The organism is Mesorhizobium sp. M0217, assembly GCF_040321955.1.
GTDB lineage: Bacteria > Pseudomonadota > Alphaproteobacteria > Rhizobiales > Rhizobiaceae > Mesorhizobium.
In genome coordinates this window covers 287,504-311,430 of the sequence record NZ_JAMYSN010000003.1, presented here as the reverse complement: position 1 = coordinate 311,430, position 23,927 = coordinate 287,504, and the positions used below count along the sequence as shown (strand labels likewise).

At 64.0% G+C, this 23,927-nt stretch carries 18 protein-coding genes; 10 read left to right on the top strand and 8 right to left on the bottom strand.

Annotated elements, in window-relative coordinates:
- Window positions 1–234: 234 nt before the first annotated feature.
- From NKJ18_RS08475 to NKJ18_RS08445, 7 genes are all read left to right on the top strand, one after another.
- Window positions 235–5,721, top strand: coding sequence for an alpha-2-macroglobulin family protein (locus NKJ18_RS08475; protein WP_352758084.1), 5,487 nt, complete (start codon window positions 235–237; stop codon window positions 5,719–5,721).
- A gap of 83 nt (window positions 5,722–5,804) precedes the next feature.
- Window positions 5,805–7,910, top strand: coding sequence for a penicillin-binding protein 1C (pbpC, locus tag NKJ18_RS08470; RefSeq protein WP_352758083.1), 2,106 nt, complete (start codon window positions 5,805–5,807; stop codon window positions 7,908–7,910).
- Window positions 7,911–8,163: 253 nt separating this feature from the next.
- Window positions 8,164–8,847, top strand: coding sequence for a M15 family metallopeptidase (locus NKJ18_RS08465; RefSeq protein WP_352758082.1), 684 nt, complete (start codon window positions 8,164–8,166; stop codon window positions 8,845–8,847).
- 230 nt (window positions 8,848–9,077) lie between these two features.
- Window positions 9,078–10,106 carry a sulfate ABC transporter substrate-binding protein gene (locus NKJ18_RS08460; protein WP_023673082.1) on the top strand — a complete coding sequence of 343 codons (1,029 nt, stop codon included), beginning with the start codon at window positions 9,078–9,080 and terminating at the stop codon, window positions 10,104–10,106.
- A gap of 18 nt (window positions 10,107–10,124) precedes the next feature.
- A complete protein-coding gene (gene cysT / locus NKJ18_RS08455; protein WP_023687973.1) occupies window positions 10,125–10,976 on the top strand; it encodes a sulfate ABC transporter permease subunit CysT in 852 nt (283 codons plus the stop codon).
- Window positions 10,969–11,853, top strand: coding sequence for a sulfate ABC transporter permease subunit CysW (gene cysW, locus NKJ18_RS08450; protein WP_023690809.1), 885 nt, complete (start codon window positions 10,969–10,971; stop codon window positions 11,851–11,853). The genes cysT and cysW overlap by 8 nt, the downstream gene beginning before the upstream one ends.
- Window positions 11,854–11,922: 69 nt before the next feature.
- Window positions 11,923–12,963, top strand: coding sequence for a sulfate/molybdate ABC transporter ATP-binding protein (locus NKJ18_RS08445; protein ID WP_023673079.1), 1,041 nt, complete (start codon window positions 11,923–11,925; stop codon window positions 12,961–12,963).
- 14 nt (window positions 12,964–12,977) lie between these two features.
- Here the strand turns inward: NKJ18_RS08445 and NKJ18_RS08440 are convergent, their stop codons facing one another.
- Both NKJ18_RS08440 and NKJ18_RS08435 read right to left on the bottom strand, forming a co-directional pair.
- On the bottom strand, window positions 12,978–13,376 hold the full coding sequence (locus NKJ18_RS08440; RefSeq protein WP_352758081.1) for a type II toxin-antitoxin system VapC family toxin: 399 nt from the start codon (window positions 13,374–13,376) through the stop codon (window positions 12,978–12,980).
- Window positions 13,376–13,648, bottom strand: coding sequence for an AbrB/MazE/SpoVT family DNA-binding domain-containing protein (locus tag NKJ18_RS08435; RefSeq protein WP_023682213.1), 273 nt, complete (start codon window positions 13,646–13,648; stop codon window positions 13,376–13,378). The genes NKJ18_RS08440 and NKJ18_RS08435 overlap by 1 nt, the downstream gene beginning before the upstream one ends.
- A 240-nt stretch (window positions 13,649–13,888) precedes the next feature.
- Here NKJ18_RS08435 and NKJ18_RS08430 point away from each other — a divergent pair, with 240 nt between their 5' ends.
- Entirely contained in the window at window positions 13,889–14,875 is a 987-nt protein-coding gene (locus tag NKJ18_RS08430) for a sulfate ABC transporter substrate-binding protein (protein ID WP_352758080.1), read from the top strand.
- A gap of 260 nt (window positions 14,876–15,135) precedes the next feature.
- Window positions 15,136–15,585, top strand: coding sequence for an RrF2 family transcriptional regulator (locus NKJ18_RS08425; RefSeq protein WP_023673075.1), 450 nt, complete (start codon window positions 15,136–15,138; stop codon window positions 15,583–15,585).
- Window positions 15,586–15,650: 65 nt separating this feature from the next.
- On the opposite strand, the gene NKJ18_RS08420 is transcribed toward NKJ18_RS08425, so the two are convergent.
- Entirely contained in the window at window positions 15,651–17,192 is a 1,542-nt protein-coding gene (locus NKJ18_RS08420) for an acyl--CoA ligase (protein ID WP_502906156.1), read from the bottom strand.
- A 113-nt stretch (window positions 17,193–17,305) separates the two neighbouring features.
- On the opposite strand from NKJ18_RS08420, the gene NKJ18_RS08415 reads away from it, so the two are divergent.
- Window positions 17,306–18,451, top strand: a complete 1,146-nt coding sequence (locus NKJ18_RS08415) for a hypothetical protein (RefSeq protein WP_023696192.1) — start codon at window positions 17,306–17,308, stop codon at window positions 18,449–18,451.
- Here the strand turns inward: NKJ18_RS08415 and NKJ18_RS08410 are convergent.
- From NKJ18_RS08410 to NKJ18_RS08390, 5 genes are all read right to left on the bottom strand, one after another.
- Window positions 18,446–19,000 (bottom strand): gluconokinase, encoded by a 555-nt coding sequence (locus NKJ18_RS08410; RefSeq protein ID WP_023673072.1) that lies wholly within the window; start codon window positions 18,998–19,000, stop codon window positions 18,446–18,448. The genes NKJ18_RS08415 and NKJ18_RS08410 overlap by 6 nt on opposite strands.
- Before the next feature lie 2 nt (window positions 19,001–19,002).
- Complete coding sequence (locus NKJ18_RS08405; protein WP_023696194.1) at window positions 19,003–19,989, bottom strand: ABC transporter permease; 987 nt, start codon at window positions 19,987–19,989, stop codon at window positions 19,003–19,005.
- Window positions 19,986–20,966 carry an ABC transporter permease gene (locus tag NKJ18_RS08400; RefSeq protein ID WP_352758078.1) on the bottom strand — a complete coding sequence of 327 codons (981 nt, stop codon included), beginning with the start codon at window positions 20,964–20,966 and terminating at the stop codon, window positions 19,986–19,988. Before NKJ18_RS08400 ends, NKJ18_RS08405 begins: the two co-directional genes overlap by 4 nt.
- Window positions 20,963–22,528, bottom strand: coding sequence for a sugar ABC transporter ATP-binding protein (locus NKJ18_RS08395; protein WP_023753570.1), 1,566 nt, complete (start codon window positions 22,526–22,528; stop codon window positions 20,963–20,965). The genes NKJ18_RS08400 and NKJ18_RS08395 overlap by 4 nt, the downstream gene beginning before the upstream one ends.
- Window positions 22,529–22,621: 93 nt before the next feature.
- Window positions 22,622–23,746 (bottom strand): sugar ABC transporter substrate-binding protein, encoded by a 1,125-nt coding sequence (locus NKJ18_RS08390; protein WP_023705611.1) that lies wholly within the window; start codon window positions 23,744–23,746, stop codon window positions 22,622–22,624.
- Between the last annotated feature and the right edge of the window lie 181 nt (window positions 23,747–23,927).

Genomic DNA, 23,927 nt, shown 5'->3' with positions numbered 1-23,927 from the left:
GAAGCGCTCGTAAAGGGGCCACAATCCAATTGTCTGAAATAGGCAGGGCTTGGAATTCACACCTTCTGCGTTTTCGCAAGAAAGCGTGATCCCTTTCCCGTGGATGAACTATCGGCATACCGGTCATTGGCCGGTTTGGGAACCGTTGGCGGGCGGAAACCTGCCCGTCCTCGTGTTGACAAGCTTGACTGAAGCTTGAACATGCCGCGGACGTAGCAGTGTTTGGAGGGTGTTATGGCGATGCGCGCGGCGGCTCGTGGTCTGTCGATCTTGATTCTTCTCATTTTCGCCTGGGGGTCTGTAGCGCAAGCGGCCGAAGCCCGCCGGGTGGTGACCTCAAATAATTCCGACTATTTCGGCTTCGATCTCAGATCGGACCAGAATGTCAGCCTCGATCAGTGCAAGACGACATGCCTCGGCGACCCCGCCTGCCGCGCCTTTACTTACAACAACAAGGCCAAATGGTGCTTCCTAAAGTCCGACTATAACCAGTTGAAACCCTTCAGCGGCGCGGTCGCGGGCAAGGTCGTCAATGTCGATGGCGACCCCGATATCGGCGCCCCGCCGGAACTCGCCTTCTTCCCCAACTGGATGGCCGACCAGGCCCAGCAATACCGCAACAAGCTGACCGATCCGGCCTATGACAAGCCGACCGACGGGCTGGAATCACTCCGCGCCGCCGCCGAACAGGCTGCACTGACCGGCGACCATGGGCAGGCCATGAACAAATACGAGGCCGCGGTCTCGGTCCTGCCTGACGACGGTCAGCTTTGGCTCGGTCTGGCGCGTGAAACGCTTGCCATACAGCCGGCCAGCGGCACCTCCGAATCCTACAATCTGCCGGTCAAAGGCACCTCCGCCGCCATCAACGCCTACAAGTTGCTGCGCACCACCAAGACCCGCGCCGAAGTGCTGGCGCTGCTCGGCAACGGCCTCGACCGCCGCGATCTCTACCGTCCAGCCCTGCAGGCTTATGAAGCCAGCCTCGCGCTGGTCAGTTCGCCGGCGGTCAAGGCCGAATATGAGGATCTCAAGGCCCGCAAGGGCTTCCGCGTCATCGATCACTCGATCGACGCCGACACCAGCGCGCCGCGCATTTGCGCGCAGTTTTCCGAGGAGCTGGTCAAGACCGGCGTTGACTACGCCCAGTTCGTCACCGTCGACAACCAGCCGCCCAAGGGCGTCGAGGCAAAGGACAAGCAGATCTGCGTCGAAGGCCTGGAGCACGGCCAACATTACGAAGTGACCTTCCGCGCCGGCCTGCCGGCCGCCATTGGCGAGGTCACCGCCGCTCCGGTCGTGCTGTCGATCTATGTGCAGGACCGCGCGCCGTCCGCCCGCTTCACCGGCGACAGCTTCGTGCTGCCCGCCGGCGCCCGCCGCGGCATCCCGGTCGTCACCGTCAACATGAATGCCGCGCAGATGAAGCTCTACCGCATCGGCGATCGTTCGCTGGCGCAGCTTCTGTCCGGCTATCAGTTCCTAAAGCAGCTCGACGGCTATGATATCTCCAGCATTTCCGACCAGATGGGTGAGCCGGTCTGGCAGGGGCAGCTCGATATCGCCAACGACCTCAACAAGGACGTCACGACTTCGTTCCCGGTCGACGAAGCCTTGCCGCAGCGCAAGCCCGGCGTCTACGTGCTGACCGCGCAAGCGGTAAATGAAAATGACGAGGACAATTACAATTCGCTTGCCACGCAGTGGTTCGTCGTCTCGGACATCGGCCTGTCGACCTATACCGGCCAGGATGGCCTCAATGTCTTTGCCCGCTCGCTCGGAACCGCCAAGCCGATCGCCGGCGCCGAACTGACGCTGCTGGCCAGGAACAATGAAATCCTCGGCACAGCCACGTCGGACGCCGAAGGCCATGCTGTCTTCAACCCCGGCCTGACGCGCGGCGACGGCGGCATGGTGCCGGCCGTTCTGATGGCCAAGCAGGGCGACAACGATTTCGTCTTCCTCGACATGGGCCGCGCCGGCTTCGATCTGTCCGATCGCGGCGTCGCCGGACGCGCCGCACCGGGCGCGCTCGATGTCTATGCCTGGACCGAACGCGGCATCTACCGCGCCGGCGAGGATGTGCATGTCGCAGCCCTTGCCCGCGACGGCGCCTCCAAAGCGGTGGAAAACCTGCCGCTGACCTTCATCTTCACCCGTCCCGACGGCGTCGAGAACCGCCGCATCGTTGCCGATGGCGTCTCGGCCGGCGGCTATGCCGTCGACCTGCCGCTGGAAGCCAACGCCATGCGCGGCACCTGGACGGTGTCGATCTATACCGATCCCAAGCAGGCGGCCGTTTCCAGCCAGATGTTCCTGGTCGAAGACTTCGTGCCGGATCGCATCGAGTTCGACATGAAGTCCGACAAGCAGGAGATCGCACAGGGCGAAACCGCCACCATCGACATTGACGGCCGCTTCCTCTATGGCGCGCCGGCCGCCGGCCTCGCGCTCGAAGGCGAGCTGACGCTGTCGACGGCGCGCGACTGGGACCGTTTCGCCGGCTATTCGTTCGGCCTTGCCGACGAGCAGTCGGCCGAGCCTTCGGTGACCCCGTTCACCGGTCTGCCGGTGGTCGGCGACGACGGCAAGGCGACCTTCCCGGTCACGGTCGACCAATTGCCCGCGACCACCAAGCTGGTCGACGCCAAGGTCACGGTTCGCATGCGCGAAACCGGCGGCCGCGCCATCGAGCGCTCGCTCAACATCGGCATCCGCCCGCAAGGCCACATGATCGGCATTCGTCCGGATTTCGCCGACAATGAGGTGCCGCAGGGCGGCACCGCCAAATTCAGCCTCATCGCGGTCGATCCCGACGGCAAGCGCGAGACGCTGAAGGGCGCGCAGTGGTCGCTGGTCAAGGTCGAACGCAATTACCAGTGGTATCGCAACAACAACTCGTGGAACTACGAACCGGTCACCTTCACCAAATCGATCGCCAACGGCCAGGTCGATCTCAGCGCCGATGCCGAGGCGACCGTGACGATGCCGGTCGACTGGGGCCAGTACCGGCTCGAGATCGAGACTGCCGATCCCGAGGGCCCGGCGACCAGCTATGAGTTCGACGCCGGCTGGTATGTCTCCTCGACCTCCACCGAAACGCCTGACGGGCTCGAGATCGCTCTCGACAAGGACAGCTATGCCGTCGGCGACGTGGCCAAGCTGAAAGTGTCGCCGCATTTTGCCGGCGAACTGCTGGTCACCATCGGCGCCGACAAGCTGCTCAAGACCGTCACGGCAACCGTGCCGGCCGGCGGCAGCACGGTCGACATCCCGGTCGGTGACGACTGGGGCGCCGGCGCCTACATCACCGCAACCCTGTTCCGGCCCGGCGATGCGCAGGAAACCCGCATGCCGGCGCGCGCCATCGGCGTAAAATGGCTGACGGTCGACCCAGGCTCGAAAAAGCTCGCCGTCACCCTGACGCCGCCGGACAAGACGATGCCGCGCCAGCAGCTGTCGATCCCGGTTTCGGTCGCCGGCGTAGCGCCGGGCAGCAATGCCTATGTCACGGTCGCTGCCGTCGATGTCGGCATTTTGAACCTCACCAACTACAAGGCGCCGGATCCGGAGGGCTGGTATTTCGGCCAGCGCATGCTCGGGCTCGAAGTCCGCGACATCTATGGCCGTCTCATCGACGGCTCGCTCGGCACCACCGGCAAGCTCAGGACCGGCGGCGACGGTGCCTCGATGCAGCCGCAAGGCAGTCCGCCGACCGAAAAGCTGGTCGCCTTCTTCTCCGGCCCGGTCCAGCTCGACGCCGACGGCAAGGCAAGGATCGACTTCGACATCCCGCAGTTCAACGGCACCGTGCGCGTCATGGCCGTCGCCTGGACCAAGGAGGCCGTCGGCCATGCCACGACCGATGTCATCGTGCGCGATCCGGTGGTGATCACTGCCGGCCTGCCCCGCTTCCTGGCGCCTGGAGATGCAGCTATCATGCGGCTCGACGTCGCCGACACCGACGGTCCGGAGGGCGACTATGCCCTGTCGATCGCCACGACCGGCGACCTCTCGACCGGCGACAAGCCCTTGCCCGAAAAGCTGACGCTGGCCAAGGGCAAGCGCCAGACGCTGACCGTGCCGCTGATTGCACAGACGGCGGGCAATGCCTCGATCACCATCAAGCTCGCCCATGGCGACGGCACCGCCGTCGAGCAGACGCTGTATGTTCCGGTGCGTCCGGCGCAATTGCCGGTCACCACCCGTCTGGTCGTCGACCTCAAGGGCAATGGCGGCTCGCTGCGCGTCGACAAGGAGCTGCTCGCGGCAAGCCTGCTCGACGGCGCCTCGATCAGTGTCGGCGTTTCGCAGGCTGCCGCCTTCGACGTGCCGTCGCTGCTGATGACGCTCGACCGCTACCCCTATGGTTGCGCCGAGCAGACCACCAGCCGCGCCATGCCGCTTCTCTACGTCAACGATCTGGCGTCCGGCGTTGGCATGCAAAGCGATCCCGAACTGCACGGCCGCGTGCAGGCCGCCATCTACAAGGTGCTGAGCTACCAGGCTTCGGCCGGCAGCTTCGGCCTGTGGGGTCCGGGCTCCGGCGATCTGTGGCTTGACTCTTACGTCACCGACTTCCTGACCCGGGCGCGCGAGCAGAACTACGACGTGCCGGCGCTGGCGATGAGCCAGGCGCTGAGCAATCTGCAAAACTCGGTCGGTTACGACCAGGACGTCCAGGATCGCGGCAGCGAAATCGCCTACGCGCTCTATGTTCTGGCCCGCAACAAGAAGGCCTCGGTCGGCGATCTGCGCTACTACGCCGACACCAAGCTCGAAGCCTTCTCGAGCCCGATGGCCGTCGCCCAGTTGGCGGCGAGCCTGGCGCTCTACGGCGACGCGCAGCGTTCGGAAGCAACCTTCCAGACGGCGCTGCAGCTGGCCAAGTCGACCACCGAATACGACTACTACCGGTCCGACTATGGCTCGCGGCTGCGTGATGGCGCCGCGATCCTGGCGCTCGCCGCCGAATCGAAGCCGGTGCCGACCATCGTGCCGGAGCTGATCCGGCTGGTGGCAAGGGAACGCGCCGATGCCCGCTGGACCAGCACGCAGGACGAGTCCTGGATGCTTCTGGCGGCCCGCGCGCTGAAGTCGGGCAACGACTCTATCACGCTGTCGGTCAACGGCGCGCCGCATGCAGGTGGATATTCCAACCACCTCAGCGGCACCGACATTGCCGACAGCCCGCTGACCATCGCCAACACCGGCGCCACGCCGCTGCAGGCGGTCGTCACCACGGTCGCCTCGCCGGTAGAGCCCTTGCCGGCCGGCGGCGACGGCTTCACCATCGACCGCACCTACTACAAGCTCGATGGCACCGAAGCCAACGTCACCGAGGCGACGCAGAACGAACGCTACGTGGTCGTGCTCAAGGTTTACGAGCAGAACCGCTGGCCTTCGCGCCTGCTGATCACCGACCTGTTGCCGGCCGGCTTCGAGATCGACAATCCGGGCCTTGTTTCCAGCGCCCAGCTGTCGAACTTCACCTGGCTGGCGCAAACCGACGCCGCCCATCTCGAATTCCGCGACGACCGTTTCGTCGCGGCATTCAATCCCAATGACGGCGATGGCGACCGCAACATCATGCTGGCCTATGTCGTGCGTGCGGTGACGCCGGGCACCTACGCCCATCCGGCGGCCACGGTGGAGGACATGTACCGGCCGCAATATTCGGCCCGCACCGCCACCGGTATGATGGAGATCAGGGCGCCGTAAGGCGCCTTGACGAAGATGAACACGCCGATGTCCGCGACCATCTCCTTCTCCCCGCTATGCGGAGAGAAGGAGCCGGCAGGCGGATGAAGGGCACCACCATGCTCTCCAGAAAATTTCTCCGTCGAACAGGCATCGCCGCCGCCTCCCTCGTCGGCTTTGCGGCGATCGCTGCCGCTTCTCTCTGGGAACTCGACCGCGCTTTTCCGCCGCCGCTGCCCGGAAGGCTCACCGTCTCCACCGAGGTCCAGGACCGCGACGGCCAGCTGTTGCGCGCCTTCGCCACGCCGGACGGTTACTGGCGGCTCGACACTCATCTCGACCAGGTCGACAAGCAGTTCGTCAACATGCTGGTCACCTATGAAGACAAGCGCTTCTGGGACCATGATGGCGTCGATGTGCTGGCGCTGGCGCGCGCCGCCGGCCAGTTCGCCACCAGCGGCCGTATCGTCTCCGGCGGCTCGACCCTGTCGATGCAGCTTGCCCGGCTGATCGAGCCACGCGAAAACCGCAGCCTCGGCTCGAAGATCAAGCAGATGCTGCGTGCCATCCAGATCGAGCGGCGGCTGTCCAAGCAGGAGATCCTCGAACGCTACCTGACCTTGGCGCCCTATGGCGGCAATCTTGAAGGTGTGCGCGCCGCCTCGCTCGCCTATTTCGGCAAAGAGCCGAAGCGGCTGACGGTCTCGGAAGCAGCACTGCTCGTCGCCTTGCCGCAATTGCCGGAAAAGCGCCGTCCCGACCGCAATCTCACCATCGCTCATGCCGCCCGCGACCGCGTGCTGACCCGCATGGTTTCGGCAGGCCTGCTTGGCGAGCGCGAGGCCGCGCGCGCCGCCCTCGACGATGTCTCGGGCCTGCGCCGCAAATTGCCGGCGCTGGCGCCGCACGCCGCCTACGCCATGCTGCCCAAGGCCGTGCCCGGCAAGCCACTGCAGCTTACGATCCGCAAAAGCGTCCAGCAAGGGCTGGAACAGGTGGCGCGCGATGCCGCGATCAAGCTTGGCCCGCGCCTGTCAGTCGCCATGGTGATGGCGGACGCACGCACCGGCGACATTCTTGGCGAAGTCGGCTCGGCCGATTTCTTCGATGCCAGCCGCTCCGGCTGGATCGACATGACCAGGATCGTGCGTTCGCCCGGTTCGACGCTGAAGCCGTTCATCTATGGCCTCGCCTTCGAGCAAGGGCTGGTGGCGCAGGAAATGCTGATCGAGGACAGTCCGGTCGATTTCGGCGGCTACCGGCCAAAGAATTTCGACATGGGCTATCAGGGGGATGTCTCGATCCGCCAGGCGCTGCAGCTGTCGCTCAACGTTCCGGCGATCCGCGTGCTCGACTCGGTCGGCCCGGCACGGCTGATGGCGCGCTTCCGCCAGGCCGGCGTCAGCCCGGTGCTACCGGTCAACGAGGCGCCGGGCCTCGCCATCGGCCTCGGAGGCGTCGGCGTAACGCTGCGCGATCTCGTCCAGCTCTATACCGGCCTCGCCAATGGCGGCAAGGCAAACACGCTGCATGACGGCACCGAGCCGGCCAATGCCGAGCGCACCACCGCCACCATCCTCGACGCCCAGGCGAACTGGCAGATCACCGACATATTGTCGGGCGTGAAGCCGCCCGAGGGCGCCTTGCAGCGCGGCATCGCCTACAAGACCGGCACGTCCTACGGCTATCGCGATGCCTGGTCGGTCGGCTTCGACGGCCGCTACGTGCTGGGCGTCTGGGTCGGCCGCGCCGATGCCGGTGCGGTGCCCGGCCTGTCCGGCTATGTCTCGGCCGCCCCCATCCTGTTCGAGGGCTTCGTCCGTTCAGGCCTCACCGCCGTCCCGTTGCCCAGCCAGCCGGCCGGCGTCGTCAAGGCCAGGCGCGAAGACCTGCCGGTGACATTGGCGCGCTTCGGCGCCGGCGCCGACGGACTGGTGCAGGCAGGCCCGACGGAACCGGCGCCAACGATCATTTTCCCGCCCAACGGCGCCCGCGTCGATCTCGCCACCAATTCCGCCGAGGCCTCGCCGCTGGTGCTGAAACTGCAAGGCGGCCGCGCGCCGTTCCGCTGGCTGGCCAACGGCAAGCCGCTCGTCGGCATCGACCGCCGCCGCACCGCGACCTGGCTGCCCGACGGCGCCGGCTATTCGACGCTCACCGTCATCGACGCCGTGGGACGCGCGGCAAGCGTGAAGGTGTTCGTTGAATAGATGGCGCCAAGCGATTCAGGGGATTGGGCTTCTTCGCCCGAGGCCCGGCGCGAGGCACCCCCCTCTGGCCTGCCGGCCATCTCCCCCGCAAGGAGGGAGATTGGCAGCTTCGGCGCCACGCTCATTCAGCAACGTTGAAAAATGGCGAAAGCCGCAGCGACATCTGATCTCCCCCCTTGCGGGGGAGATGGCCGGCAGGCCAGAGGGGGGTGTGCCGAAGCGCTTGCATCGAGGATTGGCCTTAGCCCTATCCATGTTCGTTTCGACTTGCTCCCCCGCCGACGCCGATCCCCTGCCCGCCGGCTTCGTCCGCCTGGCCGATGTCGATCCCTCGATCCGCCAGGACATCCGCTATGCCGGCCTGGAAAATTTCCTGCATCGCAAGGCCGATGGCTACGACGCCCCAATCTGCATCCTCACGAAGCAAGCTGCGCATGCGCTGTCCGGTGTGCAGAAAGCGCTCGCCGCCGATGGCCTGACGCTGGTCGTCTTCGACTGCTACCGCCCGGCCCGCGCCGTTGCCGACATGGGCAAATGGACCAGAGAGGGCGGCCCGCCCGATCCGCAATGGTACCCTCAGCTGCAGCGCGGCGACCTCATCGCCAAGGGCTATATCGGCGAATTGTCCACCCATTCGCGCGGCTCGACCGTCGATGTCGCCATCGCCCGCAGCGACGGCAAGAACAAGTCATCCGCCGCTTGCGGCGCGGCCGGCGCCGGCACGCTCGATTTCGGCACCAGCTTCGACTGTTTCGACCCGGCAAGCGAAACCGCACATCGCCCATTGGCGGCAGAAGCGGCGGCAAACCGCAAAAGGCTGCTCGACGCCATGCGCGCCGGCGGCTTCAAGAATTATGCGCGAGAGTGGTGGCACTACACGCTTCGGGATGAGCCGTTTCCAAAGCTGCGCTTCGATTTTCCCATCACTGCGGGCTGAACCGCCCGGTGCTACACCGAGCCTTCCCTCATTCGGCCTTGCTTCTGCGGTGTCAGCTCCTAGATAGCGTCAAACCGGCCGGATTTGGGTTAGACCAATATGAGGAAAATATTTCCTTCCGAAGCCCAATATCGGCGAAAATTTCCTTCGAGTGGACGAAAAAGGCAACGTTGAATGCATCTAATTTCTATCAATTCGATAGAGTTCAGCCGTCATCAACGGAGGCGGGAATGACCAAACCTCATTTCAAGAAACTGCTCGGCGCACTGGTCGCCACATCGATCCAGTTCGGCACGCTCGGTTTCGCGTTTGCCGATACGACCATTCTGAACGTGTCCTACGACCCGACACGCGAACTCTACAAGGCCTATGACGAAGCCTTCGTCGCACACTGGAAGGCCGAGACCGGCGAGACGGTCACCATCCAGCAATCGCATGGCGGCTCCGGCGCCCAGGCCCGCGCCGTGATCGACGGCCTCGATGCCGATGTGGTGACGCTGGCGCTCGAGGGCGACATCAACGCCATCGTCACCAAGTCGAAGAAGATCAACCCGGACTGGCGCAAGAAGTTCGAGAACAATTCGGCGCCTTACACCTCGACCATCATCTTCCTGGTCCGCAAGGGCAACCCGAAGGGCATCCACGACTGGAGCGATCTGGTCAAGGACGGTGTCCAGGTGATCACGCCGAACCCGAAGACGTCGGGTGGCGCCCGCTGGAACTACCTTGCCGCCTGGGCCTATGCCAACGCCAATGATGGCGGCGACGAGGCCAAGAACAAGGAATTCGTCGGCAAGCTCTACGCCAATGCTCCGGTGCTCGACACCGGTGCGCGCGGCTCGACGGTCACCTTCGCGCAAAAGGGCATCGGCGACGTGCTGATCGGCTGGGAAAACGACGCCTATCTGGCGCTCAATGAATTCGGAGCCGACAATTTCGAGATCGTCTATCCCCCGACCTCGATCCTGGCCGAGCCGCCGGTGGCGATCGTCGACGCCAATGTCGATGCCAAGGGCACCCGCAAGGTCGCCGAAGCCTATCTCGGCTGGCTCTATTCCAAGGAAGCCCAGACGATCATCGCCAAGAACCACTATCGTCCGGCCAAGCCCGAGCTGGTGGATGCGGCTGACATTCCGAAGACGCCCGAAATCAAGCTGATCTCCATCGACGATCCGCTTTTTGGCGGCTGGAAGAAGGCACAGCCTTATCATTTCGGCGATGGTGGTATATTCGACCAGATCTACAAGCCGGCCCAGTAGGATTTAGATCAGGACGACATGACCATAGCACCCGCCAAGGCGGGGTGGCGATTCAGACAGCCGAGTGTCATTCCGGGTTTCGGATTGACGCTCGGCTTCTCGCTTGCCTACCTCACGCTCATCATCCTCATCCCCCTGTCGGGCCTGATCTGGCGCTCGGCAGCCCTCGGCTGGACCGATTTCTGGGCGATCGCCACCGACCGCCGGACCATCAACGCACTCGAAATCAGCTTCGGTACAGCCTTCATCGCAGCCGCCGTCAACGTCGTCTTCGGCACGCTCGTCGCCTGGGTGCTGGTGCGCTACCGCTTCCCCGGCCGCCGCGTCGTCGACGCCATGGTCGACCTGCCCTTCGCGCTGCCGACGGCAGTGGCCGGTATCGCGCTGACCACTCTTTATGCGCCTAATGGCTGGATCGGCCATCTCCTGGCGCCGCTCGGCATCAAGGTCGCCTACACGCCGCTCGGCATTGTCGTGGCGCTTGTCTTCATCGGCCTGCCGTTTGTCGTGCGCACGGTGCAGCCGATCATGGAGGAGATCGACAAGGAAGTGGAGGAAGCCGCCGCGACGCTCGGCGCCAACCGCTTCCAGATCATCACCCGCATCCTGTTTCCCGGCCTGGCGCCGGCCATCATCACCGGCTTCTCACTCGCCTTCGCGCGCGGCGTCGGCGAATACGGCTCGGTCATCTTCATCGCCGGCAACCTTCCCTACAAGTCGGAGATCGCACCGCTTCTGATCGTCATCCGGCTCGAGGAGTACAATTATCCGGCGGCCACCGCGATCGCGGCGATCATGCTTTTGCTGTCGTTCGTGATGCTGCTGGTCATCAACCTGGCGCAGTCATGGAGTCGCAAGCGCTATGGCTGACCCCGAGATCAAATCCTACGAACCGCATCACGAGAGCCGGTCGGCGGCGGTGACCGAAAGCCGGCCGGTGCGGCTGCTGCTGATGGCGGTGGCCTTCGCCTTCCTCGCCATCTTCCTGCTGCTGCCGCTGATCATCGTCTTCCACGAGGCGCTGGCGAAAGGCATTGGCGCCTACACGGAATCGCTCTCCAATCCCGATACGCGCTCGGCGATCCGGCTGACTCTGCTGGTGGCGGTGATCGCCGTGCCGCTCAACGTCGTCTTCGGCATTTCGGCTGCCTGGGCGATCGCCAAGTTCGAGTTCAAGGGCAAGGCTTTTCTAACCACGCTGATCGACCTGCCCTTCTCGGTCTCGCCGGTCATTTCCGGCCTGGTCTATGTGCTTTTGTTTGGCGCTCAGGGACTGTTCGGTGAATGGCTGAAGGCGCACGGCATCCAGATCCTTTTCGCCGTGCCCGGCATCGTGCTCGCGACCATCTTCGTTACCTTCCCCTTCGTTGCCCGCGAACTGATCCCGCTGATGCAGGAACAGGGCAACGGCGACGAGGAAGCCGCGCTCTCTCTGGGCGCCAATGGCTGGCAGACCTTTTGGTACGTGACGCTGCCCAACGTCAAATGGGGATTGCTCTACGGCGTGCTTCTGTGCAACGCCCGCTCGATGGGCGAATTCGGCGCGGTGTCGGTCGTGTCGGGCCACATACGCGGGCTGACCAACACCATGCCGTTGCATGTCGAAATCCTCTACAACGAGTACAACGCCGTCGGCGCTTTTGCCGTCGCTTCGCTGCTTGCCGGCCTGGCGCTGGTCACGCTGGTCTTGAAAACACTTCTTGAGATGCGCTACGGCGCCGAGATCGCCGCGACGCGCGGACATTAGATGCATGTCGCCCAAAAGTGTGAAGCGGTTTTGGGATAACGACATGCATCCACTAAAAAGGGACATTTGATGGAAGTTCGCGTTGCCAACGTACGCAAGGAGTTTGACCGGTTTCCGGCCCTCCATGACGTATCGCTTGACATCAAATCGGGTGAGCTGATCGCGCTGCTTGGGCCATCCGGCTCCGGCAAGACGACGCTGCTGAGGCTTATCGCCGGCCTGGAGCGGCCGACGCGCGGAAAGATCTTCTTCGGCGACGAGGACGCCTCGCACCGCTCGATCCAGGAGCGCAATGTCGGCTTCGTCTTCCAGCACTATGCGCTCTTCCGGCACATGACGGTCGCCGACAATATCGGCTTCGGCCTCAAGGTGCGGCATGGACCGTCGCGACCACCGGCGGCCGAAATCCGCCGACGCGCCTCCGAACTGCTCGATCTCGTTCAGCTTTCCGGCCTGGAAAAGCGCTATCCGGCGCAACTTTCGGGTGGCCAGCGCCAGCGCGTGGCGCTCGCCCGGGCCATGGCCATCGAGCCCAAGGTGCTGTTGCTCGACGAGCCGTTCGGCGCGCTCGATGCGCAGGTGCGCCGGGAACTGCGCCGCTGGCTGCGCGAGATCCATGACCGTACCGGCCACACCACCGTCTTCGTCACCCACGACCAGGAAGAGGCGCTCGAGCTTGCCGACCGCGTCGTGGTGATGAGCCAGGGGCGCATCGAGCAGGTCGGCTCCGCCGACGAGATCTACGACACGCCGAACTCGCCCTTCGTCTACTCCTTCATCGGCGAATCGAGCATGCTGCCGGTCAAGGTTGAGAATGGCGAGATCTGGCTCGCCGACCGTCCGATCGGCGTGTCGGCGCCGCACGCACCCGAGGGCGATGCGACGCTGTACTTCCGCCCGCACGATATCGAACTGCTCGACGGCTGCAGCGGCTGCATCGCCGGCACGGTCGCCGCCAGCCGCCGCGTCGCCGGCACAAGACGCGTCGAACTGGAAATCGGCGGCGAGCGCCAGCGCGTCGAGATCGAACTGCCTGTGGACCATCCTGCGGCGCAGAAGAGCCGGGTGGCGTTCAGGCCGAGGCGCTGGAAGCTTTTCCCGGCGGCATAGACATCGATCCGGCGCTACTCCAGCCAGTTCTCGACCGTCAGGCCCTTGATCCGACGGAGCTCAGCGGTGTTGGCCGTCACCAGTGTCGTCCCCAACACACAGGCATGGGCAGCAATGAAAAGATCATTGTGGCCGATTGGCTGGCCTCTGGCCTCCAGCTCGGCACGAAGTGCTCCGTATTCGTTATCCATCGGCACATCGAGCGGCAACACAGGAACCTCGGCGAGCAATTGCTCGACCTTGGCGAGCAGCTTGGCCGATCTCTTGCGGGCGCAGCCATAACGCAGCTCCGAGGCGACAACGATGCTGGTGCACAGGGCACCGTCTCCCGCGCGAACCGCCGCACTGGCAGCCTTGCCGGTAGGGTTTCGGATCATGTCGCTGAGAATGTTGGTGTCCAGCATGAACCGCATCAAAAGATATCCTCAGGCCCCACGGGCGCATCATGGATCTCGGGAAAGTCGTCTTCAGGACCAAGCGGCGGCTCTTTCGCCCATTGGGTGAGCAAGGCGGTGAGGCCTGGTTGACGGACCGGCTCGATGATCAGCCGGTCGCCATCGCGGCTGATCAGGACCTTCTCGCCAGGCAGCTCGAATTCGACAGGGATGCGAACCGCCTGACTGCGGTTGTTGCGAAACAACTTCGCCTCCCTGGGGGGTGGTATTGAGTGACGGTGCTGCGGCATGGCAGCCTCCCCTGTCTGTTCCACTTGTATATGCCATTTGTATATGCCACTCGGCCTCGAATTGCAAACCACAGAAAACCCCAACGCATCGGCATTTCGGCTGGAATGAAATTTCGCCGATAACCTGCTTCAGCGATTTCTTTTTCGCTGCAACGCCATACGTCTGCCCCGTGTGCCTCGCAGTACACCCTCCGGCCCGGCTATGTTCTGGCAACGCATTGCACATCGGAGCCTGTGTTCATGAAGCGATTTTTCCTCAGCGTCGCCACTGTCGCCGGCCTGATCCTCGCCTGTTCGCAGGCCTGGTCGGCCGACAAATTGCTCAACGCTTCCTATGATGTCGGCCGCGAATTGTTCGCGCAGGTTAACAAGGCTTTCGTCGCCGGCCATCCGGGCGTCACCGTCGACCAGTCGCACGCCGGCACCTCGGCGCAGGCGCGCGCCATTGCCGAAGGCCTCGGCGCCGATGTCGTCACCTTCAACCAGGTCACCGACATCGACTTTCTGGTCAAGAAAGGCCTCGTCTCCGCCGACTGGCAGAAGGATTTCCCCGACAACGCCTCGCCCTTCTATTCGCTCCCATCCTTTCTCGTCCGCGCGGGCAACCCCAAGCACATCAAGAACTGGAACGACCTCGTGCGCGACGACGTGCAGGTGATCTTCCCCAACCCCAAGACCTCGGGCAATGCGCGCTACACCTATCTGGCCGCAACCGCCTACGCCAAGGAAGCCTTCAAGGGCGACGACGCCAAGGTGAAGGAGTTCGTCACCAAGCTGTTCAACAACGTGCCGATCTTCGACACCGGCGGGCGCGCCGCCACCACCACCTTCGTGCAACGCGAGATCGGCGACGTGCTGATCACCTTCGAGTCGGAAACGCGCGGTATCCGCAAGGAGTATGGCAACGACAAGTTCGAACAGGTCACGCCAACGGTCAGCCTGCTCGCCGAATTCCCGGTGGCGATCGTCGACAAGGTCGCCGACGAGCACGGCAGCCGTGACCTCGCCAAGACCTATCTCGATTTCCTCTACACGCCCGAGGGCCAGACCATCGCGGCTGAAAATGGCCTGCGCGCCCGCAACGCTGAAGTCGCGGCAAAATACAAGGCCGACTTCCCCGATGTCCGCCTGCTGACTGTGGAAGACGTCTTCGGCGGCTGGGACAAGGTACAGAAGGAGCACTTCGCCGCCGGCGGTCTGCTCGACCAGACCTATGGCAGCCGCTGATATCAGCAGCGTTCGACCTCACCTCACAAGAAAGCCGGCGCTTTGCCGCCTTCTTCGTTTTCGCGCGCCGACAAACGGCTTCAGGCGGAATCTGTCGCGATCGGCGAAAAACGTTACAAAGAATGAACGCCTTTGTGCCTAACATCTCAACCGGGCGGCTTGTTCTACGCGAAACCGGGTTGTTCAGGCGAAACGTCATGATTTGCACACAAACAACCGCCAGATGCGGGTGGTTGGGGTTTCCATGAACTGAAGCGGGCATGCTTACCAAAAAAGGCAAATACGGCCTCAAGGCCCTCGTGCATCTTTCCGGCCTGCCGGTCGGCCAGCTTGCATTCGTCAACGACATCGCGATCGCCAACAACATCCCGAAGAAATTCCTGGATGCCATTCTGGGCGAGCTGCGCAATGCCGGTTTCGTCCTCAGTCGCAAGGGCAAGGAAGGCGGTTATCGCCTCGCCCGGCCGGCTTCCGAAATCAAGATCGGCCACGTCGTGCGCGTGCTGGACGGCCCGCTCGCTCCCATACCCTGCGCCAGCCGCACGCAATACCAGCGCTGCGAGGATTGCGACGAGGCGACCTGCCAAGTCCGGCACATGATGCTGGAAGTGCGCCAGGCGATCGCCGAAGTGCTGGACAATCGCAGCCTCGCCGCCATGCGCGACGCCGACAATGATGATTTTCCGGTCGAGCTGACATCGCAGATCTAAATTAGAGCATGGTCCCGAAAAGTGCGAACCGGTTTTCGGACAAGATCATGCTGAAATGAGAGTCCTCAGACCAGGCCGAGCTTGCCGGCCAGGCCGACGCGCTGGATTTTGCCGGTGGGACCCTTGGGTATCTCCTGGAGAAACAGGATGTGGCGCGGCACCTTGAACTCGACGATCCGGCTGCGCGCGAAATCGCGTATCTGCTCGGCATCGGCGGTGGCGCCCTCGGCCAGCACGATGGCCGCACCCACCTCTTCGCCGAGCATGGCGTGCGGCACGGCGAAGGTCACCGCCTGCGCCACCAGCGGATGATCGAGCAGCACATTGTCGACCTCGAGCGGCGAGATCTTTTCGCCGCCGCGATTGATGATCTCCTTCAGCCGCCCGGTGATCTTCAGATCGCCATCCTCGTCGATGAGGCCCTGGTCGCCGGTGCGGAACCAGCCATCGCTGAAGGCAGCTTCATTGGCCACCGGATTGTCGAGATAGCCATCATGGATGTTGGCGCCGCGCACCGCGATCTCGCCCTTTTCACCCGCCGGCAGGATCGTCCCCTTGTCGTCCAGGATCGTCACCTGCGGACCCGCAGGCAGGCCGACCGAGCCTGGCTTGCGGCGTGCCGGCGGCAGGCCGTTGGATGTCATCTGGTGCGCCGCCTCGGTCATGCCATAGGCCTCGACCACCGGACAGCCGAAGACGCGCTCGAGGTCGCGGAACACGGTGTCGGGAAGCGCTGCCGAAGACGAGCGGATGAAGCGCAGCCGCGCAGCCGCGATGGTTTCGCCATTGCGGGCGGCGCGCGCCAGGATCGCCTGATGCATGGTCGGCACCGCGCTGTACCAGCTCGGCCGGAAATCGCCCAGCCAGCCGTAGAATTTGAGCGGGTTGAAGCCCGGCGTGCAGACAACAGCGCCGCCGACTGCCAGCTGTGCGCTGAGCGCCGCCATCAGCCCGTGAATGTGGAACAGCGGCATCACGTTGAGACACATATCGTTTGCCGACAGCGCCAGGGTGCTGGCGATGTTGGCCATCGATGCCTGCAGATTGCGCTGCCGCAAGCCGACGATCTTCGGTCGCGCCGTGGTTCCCGATGTGTGCAGGACAAGCGCGAAATTGTCGGGTCCGTTGAACTGCATATCGTCGAGGCGAGCCTCGCTGGCAGCCTCCACCTCGGCGTCGCCCGCCAGCAGAAACTCGCCGGCCTTGGCGCCGTCAGTCACGACGACGTCGAGCACCGCAATGCCGAGCCCCTTTGCGGCGTTGCGCGCGGCATCGCCCATGCCTTGTCCGCACAGCAGCAGCTTCACATCGAGATCGCCGAGATAGAAGCGGAATTCGTCTTCGCCGTAAGCCGGATTGAGCGGCGCCGCCGTCGCCAACGCCGAGACCGCCAGGAAACAGGTCGCCATTTCCGGGCCGTTGGGCAAGACGATGCCGACGGCCGTGCCGCGGGCAACGCCACGCCTGGCGAGATCGCCGCAGAGCTTGTCGACAAGATTGGCGAGGCCGGCAAAGCTCAGGGATGGCCGGTCCGGCGCCATCAGCGCCACCGCAGCCGGCCGCCAGGGCGCCAGTTGGGGAAGTGCTACCGATAGGGCCTGTTTCAAGTTCGAACCCTGAATGGCGTTCACCATGGCCTTGCCGGCGCCGATTGCGCGCCCGTGGCAGACGCAGTAAAGCGATTTCCGGACGCACGCAAGAACAGGTGGACACCGATCGGATGAGGCTGCCGTGGTTGGGAAAATCCCGGAAAGCCGACCGGACACCATCTTCCGCCGTCATTTATCATACGGAAATCATCGCCGACATCCTGGTGCCCGAACGCGCCGAGAATGTTCGCTTCTTCAGCCGCAAGCAGGTCCGCGCCGGCAAGTTGCGCACCTTCAACAACAGGGATCTCCGCGAGCTGCTGCTGGCCGCCTTTTATCTCGGGGTCGCGGCATTGCTACCGGTCAATTGGTGGGCCGCGATCTGCAGCCGCGTATCGGGGCTGCGCCTCAAGCGCCATATCCGCAAGGATTTCGTGCGCTACGCCGCCGCGACGCGCGCCGTGCTCGGCAATGGCATCGATGCGCAAAGGCAGTTCAGGGCCTTGCTCTGCGCCAACCACCGCCGGCGTTTGCTACTTGCCGCGCATCTCATCGGCCGCCGCTGGTCACCTGATATCCGGCTGGAGGGCCTGGAAGGCCTGCAAGCGGCGCTGAAGCGCGGCCACGGCGCTATCATCTGGTGCGATCAGTTCACGACCCAGACCATCATCGGCAAACGCGCTCTCCATGAAGCCGGCATCGAGACACACCAGCTCAGCGTCAGGGCTCACGGCATATCCGATTCGACCTTCGGCTTGCGCTTCCTGAACCCGCCGATGGTTCGGGTCGAGAACCGTTTCCTGAAAAGCCGGATCGTGTTCGACCGCAGCGACGCCTACCAGGTCACCGGCCGGATCCAGAAGATCCTTGGCAGCAACGGCGTGGTGTTGGTGACCAACACGGTGCATGCCGGCTCGACATTCACCGAAGTCGGCCTTGGCGAGAGCGGCTGGACCCACCTGGCTTCGGCGCCGACGAATTTCGCTGCCAGAGGCAAGGCGGCGCTGTTTTCCATGTCGACCTTCGAGACCGATCCGTTCCGCCAATACCGCGCCGTCCTAAGTCCCGAACTGGTGCCGGCCCCGGCAGAGGCCGGCGAGCGCGCGGCCAGAGCCGGCGCCAAGAACATGGCGCTGCAGGCCGAGTACATATTGCTCAAGCGCGACCGCTTGCTGGAGGCGCTGAAACTCTATCCCGAGCAAATGATGGTCTGGTCCGGCGCCGACCGGTTCACCGAACGGCCGGAAACCGCCTTGCCCGACGAGGGTGGTTCATGATTTTGCGCCGGCCAGCAGGCTGGCAACGGCGGTGACGATCTCAGCCACTGGAAGTGTGGCGTCGGCCGTCAGCGCCCGCTCGTCGGCGCCAGGCGGCTCAAGGATGGCGAACTGGCTTTCGACCAGGCTTGCCGGCATGAAATGGCCCTTGCGGTTGGCGACACGCTGCTTGGCGGTTGCGGGATCGATCTTCAGATAGATGAAATCGATATCCCGGCGGAAGCCACGCAGACGATCGCGGTAGCTGCGCTTCAGCGCCGAGCAGGCGGCAACCACGCTTTGGCCGCTGCCGGTCAGGTCGGCGATCCGCTCGCCGATGGCATCGAGCCAGCCCTCACGCAGCTGATCTGTGAGCGGCTCGCCGCTCGCCATGCGGGCGACGTTTTCGGGTGGGTGCAGCCTGTCGCCTTCGACAAAGACGGCCCCTTCCTCTGCTGCCAATGCTTTGCCGACAGCCGATTTTCCGCAGCCGGCGACGCCCATCACCACAATGGCCCGAGGCACTGAGCCGGTAGCGCCCATTGGCGCCTTTGCGGTCTTTTCGTCCACGGTCAGCGGCTTGCCGGCGCGCGGCCGTAGAGCAGGAGCATGGCAACGATGACCAGGCCATAGACGATCTGCCGCCCCGCCTCCGGCATCTGCATGACCGAAAGGATGGACTGCAGGAGCGTGATCAGGATGACACCGGCGACGGTGCCGAGATAGGAGCCGCGGCCACCCAGGATCGAGGTGCCGCCCAGAACCACGGCGGCGATCGACGGCAGGAGATAGGCATCGCCCATCGATTGCGCCGCCTTGGAGGCATAGCCGGCGAGAAGCACTCCGCCAAAGGCGGACAGCCCGCCTGAGATAGCGAAGGCGATCATCACCACGCGCCTTGTATCGATGCCGGAGAGATAGGCGGCACGCTCGCGGTTGCCGATGCCGTAGACGGTGCGGCCGAAGCTGGTGCGGGACAGCACGAACACCATCGCAGCGCCAATCAGCGCCCAGATGATGACGGCGTTAGGCACGCCAGGAATGGTAAAACCTGTCGCAAGATAGCGCATGGCGCCGGTGGCCGAATCCTGTGGCGAGTAGCCGCCGGTATAAACGACCATGAGCCCTTGCGCGACAGCGTTGGTGGCGAGCGTGATGATCATCGAGGGTATGCGCAGATAGGCGACGCCAAAGCCGTTGACGATGCCGATCAGCACCCCGCAAAAGATGCCGAACGGGATGGCCAGCGCCACACCGATCGGGCCATAGGCAGCAGCCGCACACGCCATCATCGCGCCCGCCGCCACCGCCCACGGCACCGACAGGTCGATTTGGCCTAGCAGGATGACCAGCATCATGCCTGTGGCGATGACGCCGAGGAACGAGGCCACCTTGAGCTGCTGCAAGAGATATTCAGGCGACAGAAAGCTCCTGGAATAGAGGCTGCCTAGGAACAGCAACAGCACGATGCAGGCGAAGGCCGTCAGCACCGCCGGATCGGCGCGGCGGATGAATTTCGGCACGCGGCCGGCGATACCGCCCAATGTCGTTTCGCTCACAGGAACCACTCCAGCCGGTTGCGGACCCGAAACAGCGCAAACGCGCCAAGGCTGACCGCGACCAGCAGGATCACGCCCTGGAACAGCGGCTGCCATAGCGGGTCGAAATCGAACACGAACAACAGGTCACCGATGGTGCGGAAGGCCAGCGCGCCGAAGATGGCGCCGATGGCGCTGCCTTTCCCGCCGAACAGCGAGACGCCGCCCAGCACCACCGCGGCGATCGAAAACAGCGTATAGGCGTTGCCGCTGGCATAGGCTGCATCGCCGGTATAGGTGAAGAAGGTCAGGAACAGTCCGCCGATCGCGGCCAACAGGCCTGCGAGCGCGTAGGCAGCGAACTTGCCGCGCCTTATCGGCACACCGGACATGTAGGCCGCCGTCTCCGAGGATCCGGCCGCATAGGCCGCGCGCCCGAGCACCGAGCGGCTGAACGGTAACCAGACCACGAGCACGACGGCGAGCAGCACGACCAGGCTCGCCGGCACCACGCCCAACAGGCGTCCGGTTAGCGCGTCGGCGAGACCTTCGTTGACCGAACCGCCGGGAAACGGCCTGAGCAGCAGCGCGATGCCGAAATAGACCGCACCCGTGGCGATCGTGGCGACGATCGGCTGCAGGCGGCCGTAGATGACGATGGCGCCGTTGATCGCTCCGCACAGGAGCCCGGTGCCGAGCACGGCGATGACGCCGAAAGCGGTCTCGAGGCCGGTGCCGATGACCAGCCAGGAGGCGAGGCAATTGGTCAGCGTGAAGATCATGCCGACGGAGAGGTCGATGCCGGCGGTGATCACGACCAGTGTCTGCGCCATGGCGACGAAGGCGAGCAGCACGCCCTTGTTGGACGCCGTCTGCACGACATTGGCGGTGAAGCCCGCCGGATGGTTCGAGGTGTAGATGACGAACATGACAATGAATATGCCGAGTGCCATCAGTGTTCCGCGCTGCTCGGCCAGCCAGTAGCGCCACTCTTTCACGCGTCCGCTCCCTGTCTTGCGCCGGCATCGTCTCTCGCGCCGCCGTCATCGCCGTGAATGTTGAGTGCGCTTGCAATGAGCGCCCGCTCGGTGATCTCGGCCCCGACCAGCTCGCGCTTGACCGCGCCGTCATAGAGCACCAGCACGCGGTCGCAGCAGCCGATCAGTTCGTCATAGTCGGTCGAATAGAACAGGATCGCCGCCCCCGCATCCGCCAGCTTGCGCATCAGTTGATAGAGTTCCTGCTTGGTGCCGACGTCGATGCCGCGCGTCGGATCGTTGAGCAGGATGATACGCGGCTGGCGCATCAGCCATTTGGCGATGACCACCTTCTGCTGGTTGCCCCCCGACAGCGCACCGACCGGAATGTCGAGGCCGGCCGTCTTGATCGCCAGCAGCCCGACCATGTCGTCGATCAGCCGCTGTTCGGCGGCGCGGTCGATGATGCCGGCCTTGGACAGCCGGTCTAGGGCGGCAAAGGAGAGGTTCTCGCGCACCGTCATCGGCAGCATCAGGCCTTCGGTCTTGCGGTCCTCCGGGATCAGCGCCATGCCGATGCGGTCGTCGCGCGCCGCTTGGGGGCTGGCGATCGAAACAGGCTTGCCGTCGATAAGGATCTGGCCGCCGAGGCCGCGCAGCACACCGAAAAAGGCAAGCAGCAATTCGCGCTGGCCCTGGCCGTCCAGGCCGCCAAGGCCGACGACCTCGCCTGCCCCGACCGTCAGCGAGACATTGTCCAGCCGGTCCGTCCAGGACAGCTTGCGCGCCTCCAGCACGGGAACGGCGGCGGCTGCGGTGCGCGCGGGTTTCGGCGGGAAAATATGGCTGTATTCGCGCCCGATCATCAGTTCGACGACTTCGTTGTCGCTCTTTGTGCCTGCCTTGTAGCTGGCGACATTGCGGCCGTTGCGAAACACCGTGCAGTGGTCGGCAAGCTCGGCGATCTCGTTCATGCGGTGCGAAATGTAAAGCAGCGCCAGCCCTTCCGAGCGCAATCGCTTGAGCACGCTGAATATCCTGGCGACGTCCGTCGCGGTCAGGGCCGAGGTCGCCTCGTCGAGGATCAGGATGCGCGGCTTCCTGGCCAATGCCTTGGCGATCTCGACCATCTGTCTTCTTGAAAGCGGAAGATCCTTGACCAGCGCCAATGGATGGATGTCGGCCGCACCTGCGCGTGCCAGCGCATCCTCGGCAATGCGGCGCTGCGCCTTGCGGTCGATCATGCCGAAACGCTTCGGCGGATCGGAGATGACGATGTTGTCGGCAACGCTGAGTTCGGGAACCAGCGACAGCTCCTGGAAGATGCAGACGATGCCGGACTTGTTTGCAGCAGCAGGCGAAGCGAACGTCACCTCGCTGCCGTTCAGCATCATGCGGCCTTCGTCGGGCGCGACGACGCCCGCCATGACCTTGATCAGCGTCGATTTGCCGGCGCCGTTTTCGCCGAGAATGGCGTGGATGCTACCGGACGAGACCGAAAGCTCGGCCTTTTCCAGCGCTCGCACACCACCATAGCGCTTGGATATGCCTTCCATCCGGAAGAGCGGAACCGCACCGTCCATCGGCCCTCCCGAGGCAGTTTGACTTCAAGGGATATCGAGTGGCCGGCGCCGCGGAGATCCCGCGGCGCCGGATATGCCGCCTATTGGTCAGCCCTATTGGTCAGCTTTGGTCTGGCCCATGATTTCCTGCGCGGTGAAATTGATGCCGCAGGTCGGGAAGGAATTGCCGACGAAGAAATTGTCGGACTGGTCGGGGAAGAAATCCTGACCGGCCTTGAAGTTCGGATCCTCGACGATCGCCAGTGGCAGTTTCACTGCTTGCGGAACGACGTTGCCTTCGAGCGCGGCAATCGCCGTCTTGATGGCGACCGCGACCTGCGCCGGACCGGTGCCGGCCGATGAGCATTTCAGCCCGTCGCCGGCATGTGCCGCGCAGAACTTGCGGAAACCGTTCTCGGTCTCCCCGCCGAACGGCACGAAAGCATGCTTGGCATCGATCATCGCCTGCACGATGCCGGTGTCGCCGCCTTGCCCGGTGATTCCGTCGAACGGACCGTTGGTGGCAATGGCGTCGGCCGTAGCCTTCTGTGCCACGCCGTCGTCCCATTTGCCGACCACCTCGGTGACCTCCCATTTCTTGCCGGAGGCATCGAGCGCTTCATGGATTCCGTTGTGACGGTCGGTGTCGACGGAAGTCCCGGCAACGCCGCGCACTTCGAGCACCTTGCCGCCATTCGGCACATGGCCGACCAGCCATTTGCCCCACAATTCGCCAAGGCCCTTCTGGTCGACATTGACGTTGATGGCGTCCTTGGTATCGAGAATATTGTCGAAGGCGACGAGGATGACGCCAGCTTCCTTGGCGCGCTTGATGACCGGCCCGAAAGCGGTCGGGTTCTGGGCGTTGACGACGATCGCGTCATAGCCGGAATCGATGAAGTTGTTGATCGCCGAAATCTGAGCCGGCACGTCCTCGCCGGTCGAGACGACCTTGAATTCCTTCAGTTTCGCAGCGACCTCCGGCTGGGCCGCATAGGCCTTGGCGGTCTGCACCATCTGGATGCGCCAGGTGTTGGCGATATAGCCATTGGCGAGCGCGATGCGGTATGGGCCGTCTTTCTTGGGGAACTTGAAGAACTGCGTATCGGCCGCCCAGGGCGCAAAGCAATCCGGCTCAGCCGACGGGCCCTTGACAACTTCCGGGTCGGCCATGGCCGACGAACTCAGCATGACGAATGCAGTGGCGGCAACGATGCCACCAACAAGTGACTTGATCATCGATATTCCTCCCAGTTGTAGTTTTATTTGCTGCTGCTTGTTAATTTGATGCTGTTTGTCGTGGTGTGTTTTCCACGCCTGCCGAAGGCCCTCCAGCCTGGCCGGCGCCACGTCTCAAGGGCCCGAAGCCGGCCCGATCCCCTCCCCCTCGCCGCTTCACAGGCGATAAACGAAACTAGCA

Bases quoted from the DNA above. Each gene is read 5' to 3' on its own strand.
- cysT (WP_023687973.1), top strand. From the start codon at position 10,125: ATGACCATAGCACCCGCCAAGGCGGGGTGGCGATTCAGACAGCCGAGT.
- NKJ18_RS08425 (WP_023673075.1), top strand. From the start codon at position 15,136: ATGCTTACCAAAAAAGGCAAATACGGCCTCAAGGCCCTCGTGCATCTT.
- NKJ18_RS08395 (WP_023753570.1), bottom strand. From the start codon at position 22,528: ATGGACGGTGCGGTTCCGCTCTTCCGGATGGAAGGCATATCCAAGCGC.
- NKJ18_RS08445 (WP_023673079.1), top strand. From the start codon at position 11,923: ATGGAAGTTCGCGTTGCCAACGTACGCAAGGAGTTTGACCGGTTTCCG.
- cysW (WP_023690809.1), top strand. From the start codon at position 10,969: ATGGCTGACCCCGAGATCAAATCCTACGAACCGCATCACGAGAGCCGG.
- NKJ18_RS08475 (WP_352758084.1), top strand. From the start codon at position 235: ATGGCGATGCGCGCGGCGGCTCGTGGTCTGTCGATCTTGATTCTTCTC.
- NKJ18_RS08390 (WP_023705611.1), bottom strand. From the start codon at position 23,746: ATGATCAAGTCACTTGTTGGTGGCATCGTTGCCGCCACTGCATTCGTC.
- NKJ18_RS08460 (WP_023673082.1), top strand. From the start codon at position 9,078: ATGACCAAACCTCATTTCAAGAAACTGCTCGGCGCACTGGTCGCCACA.
- NKJ18_RS08430 (WP_352758080.1), top strand. From the start codon at position 13,889: ATGAAGCGATTTTTCCTCAGCGTCGCCACTGTCGCCGGCCTGATCCTC.
- NKJ18_RS08415 (WP_023696192.1), top strand. From the start codon at position 17,306: ATGAGGCTGCCGTGGTTGGGAAAATCCCGGAAAGCCGACCGGACACCA.
- NKJ18_RS08440 (WP_352758081.1), bottom strand. From the start codon at position 13,376: ATGCGGTTCATGCTGGACACCAACATTCTCAGCGACATGATCCGAAAC.
- pbpC (WP_352758083.1), top strand. From the start codon at position 5,805: ATGAAGGGCACCACCATGCTCTCCAGAAAATTTCTCCGTCGAACAGGC.
- NKJ18_RS08465 (WP_352758082.1), top strand. From the start codon at position 8,164: ATGTTCGTTTCGACTTGCTCCCCCGCCGACGCCGATCCCCTGCCCGCC.
- NKJ18_RS08435 (WP_023682213.1), bottom strand. From the start codon at position 13,648: ATGCCGCAGCACCGTCACTCAATACCACCCCCCAGGGAGGCGAAGTTG.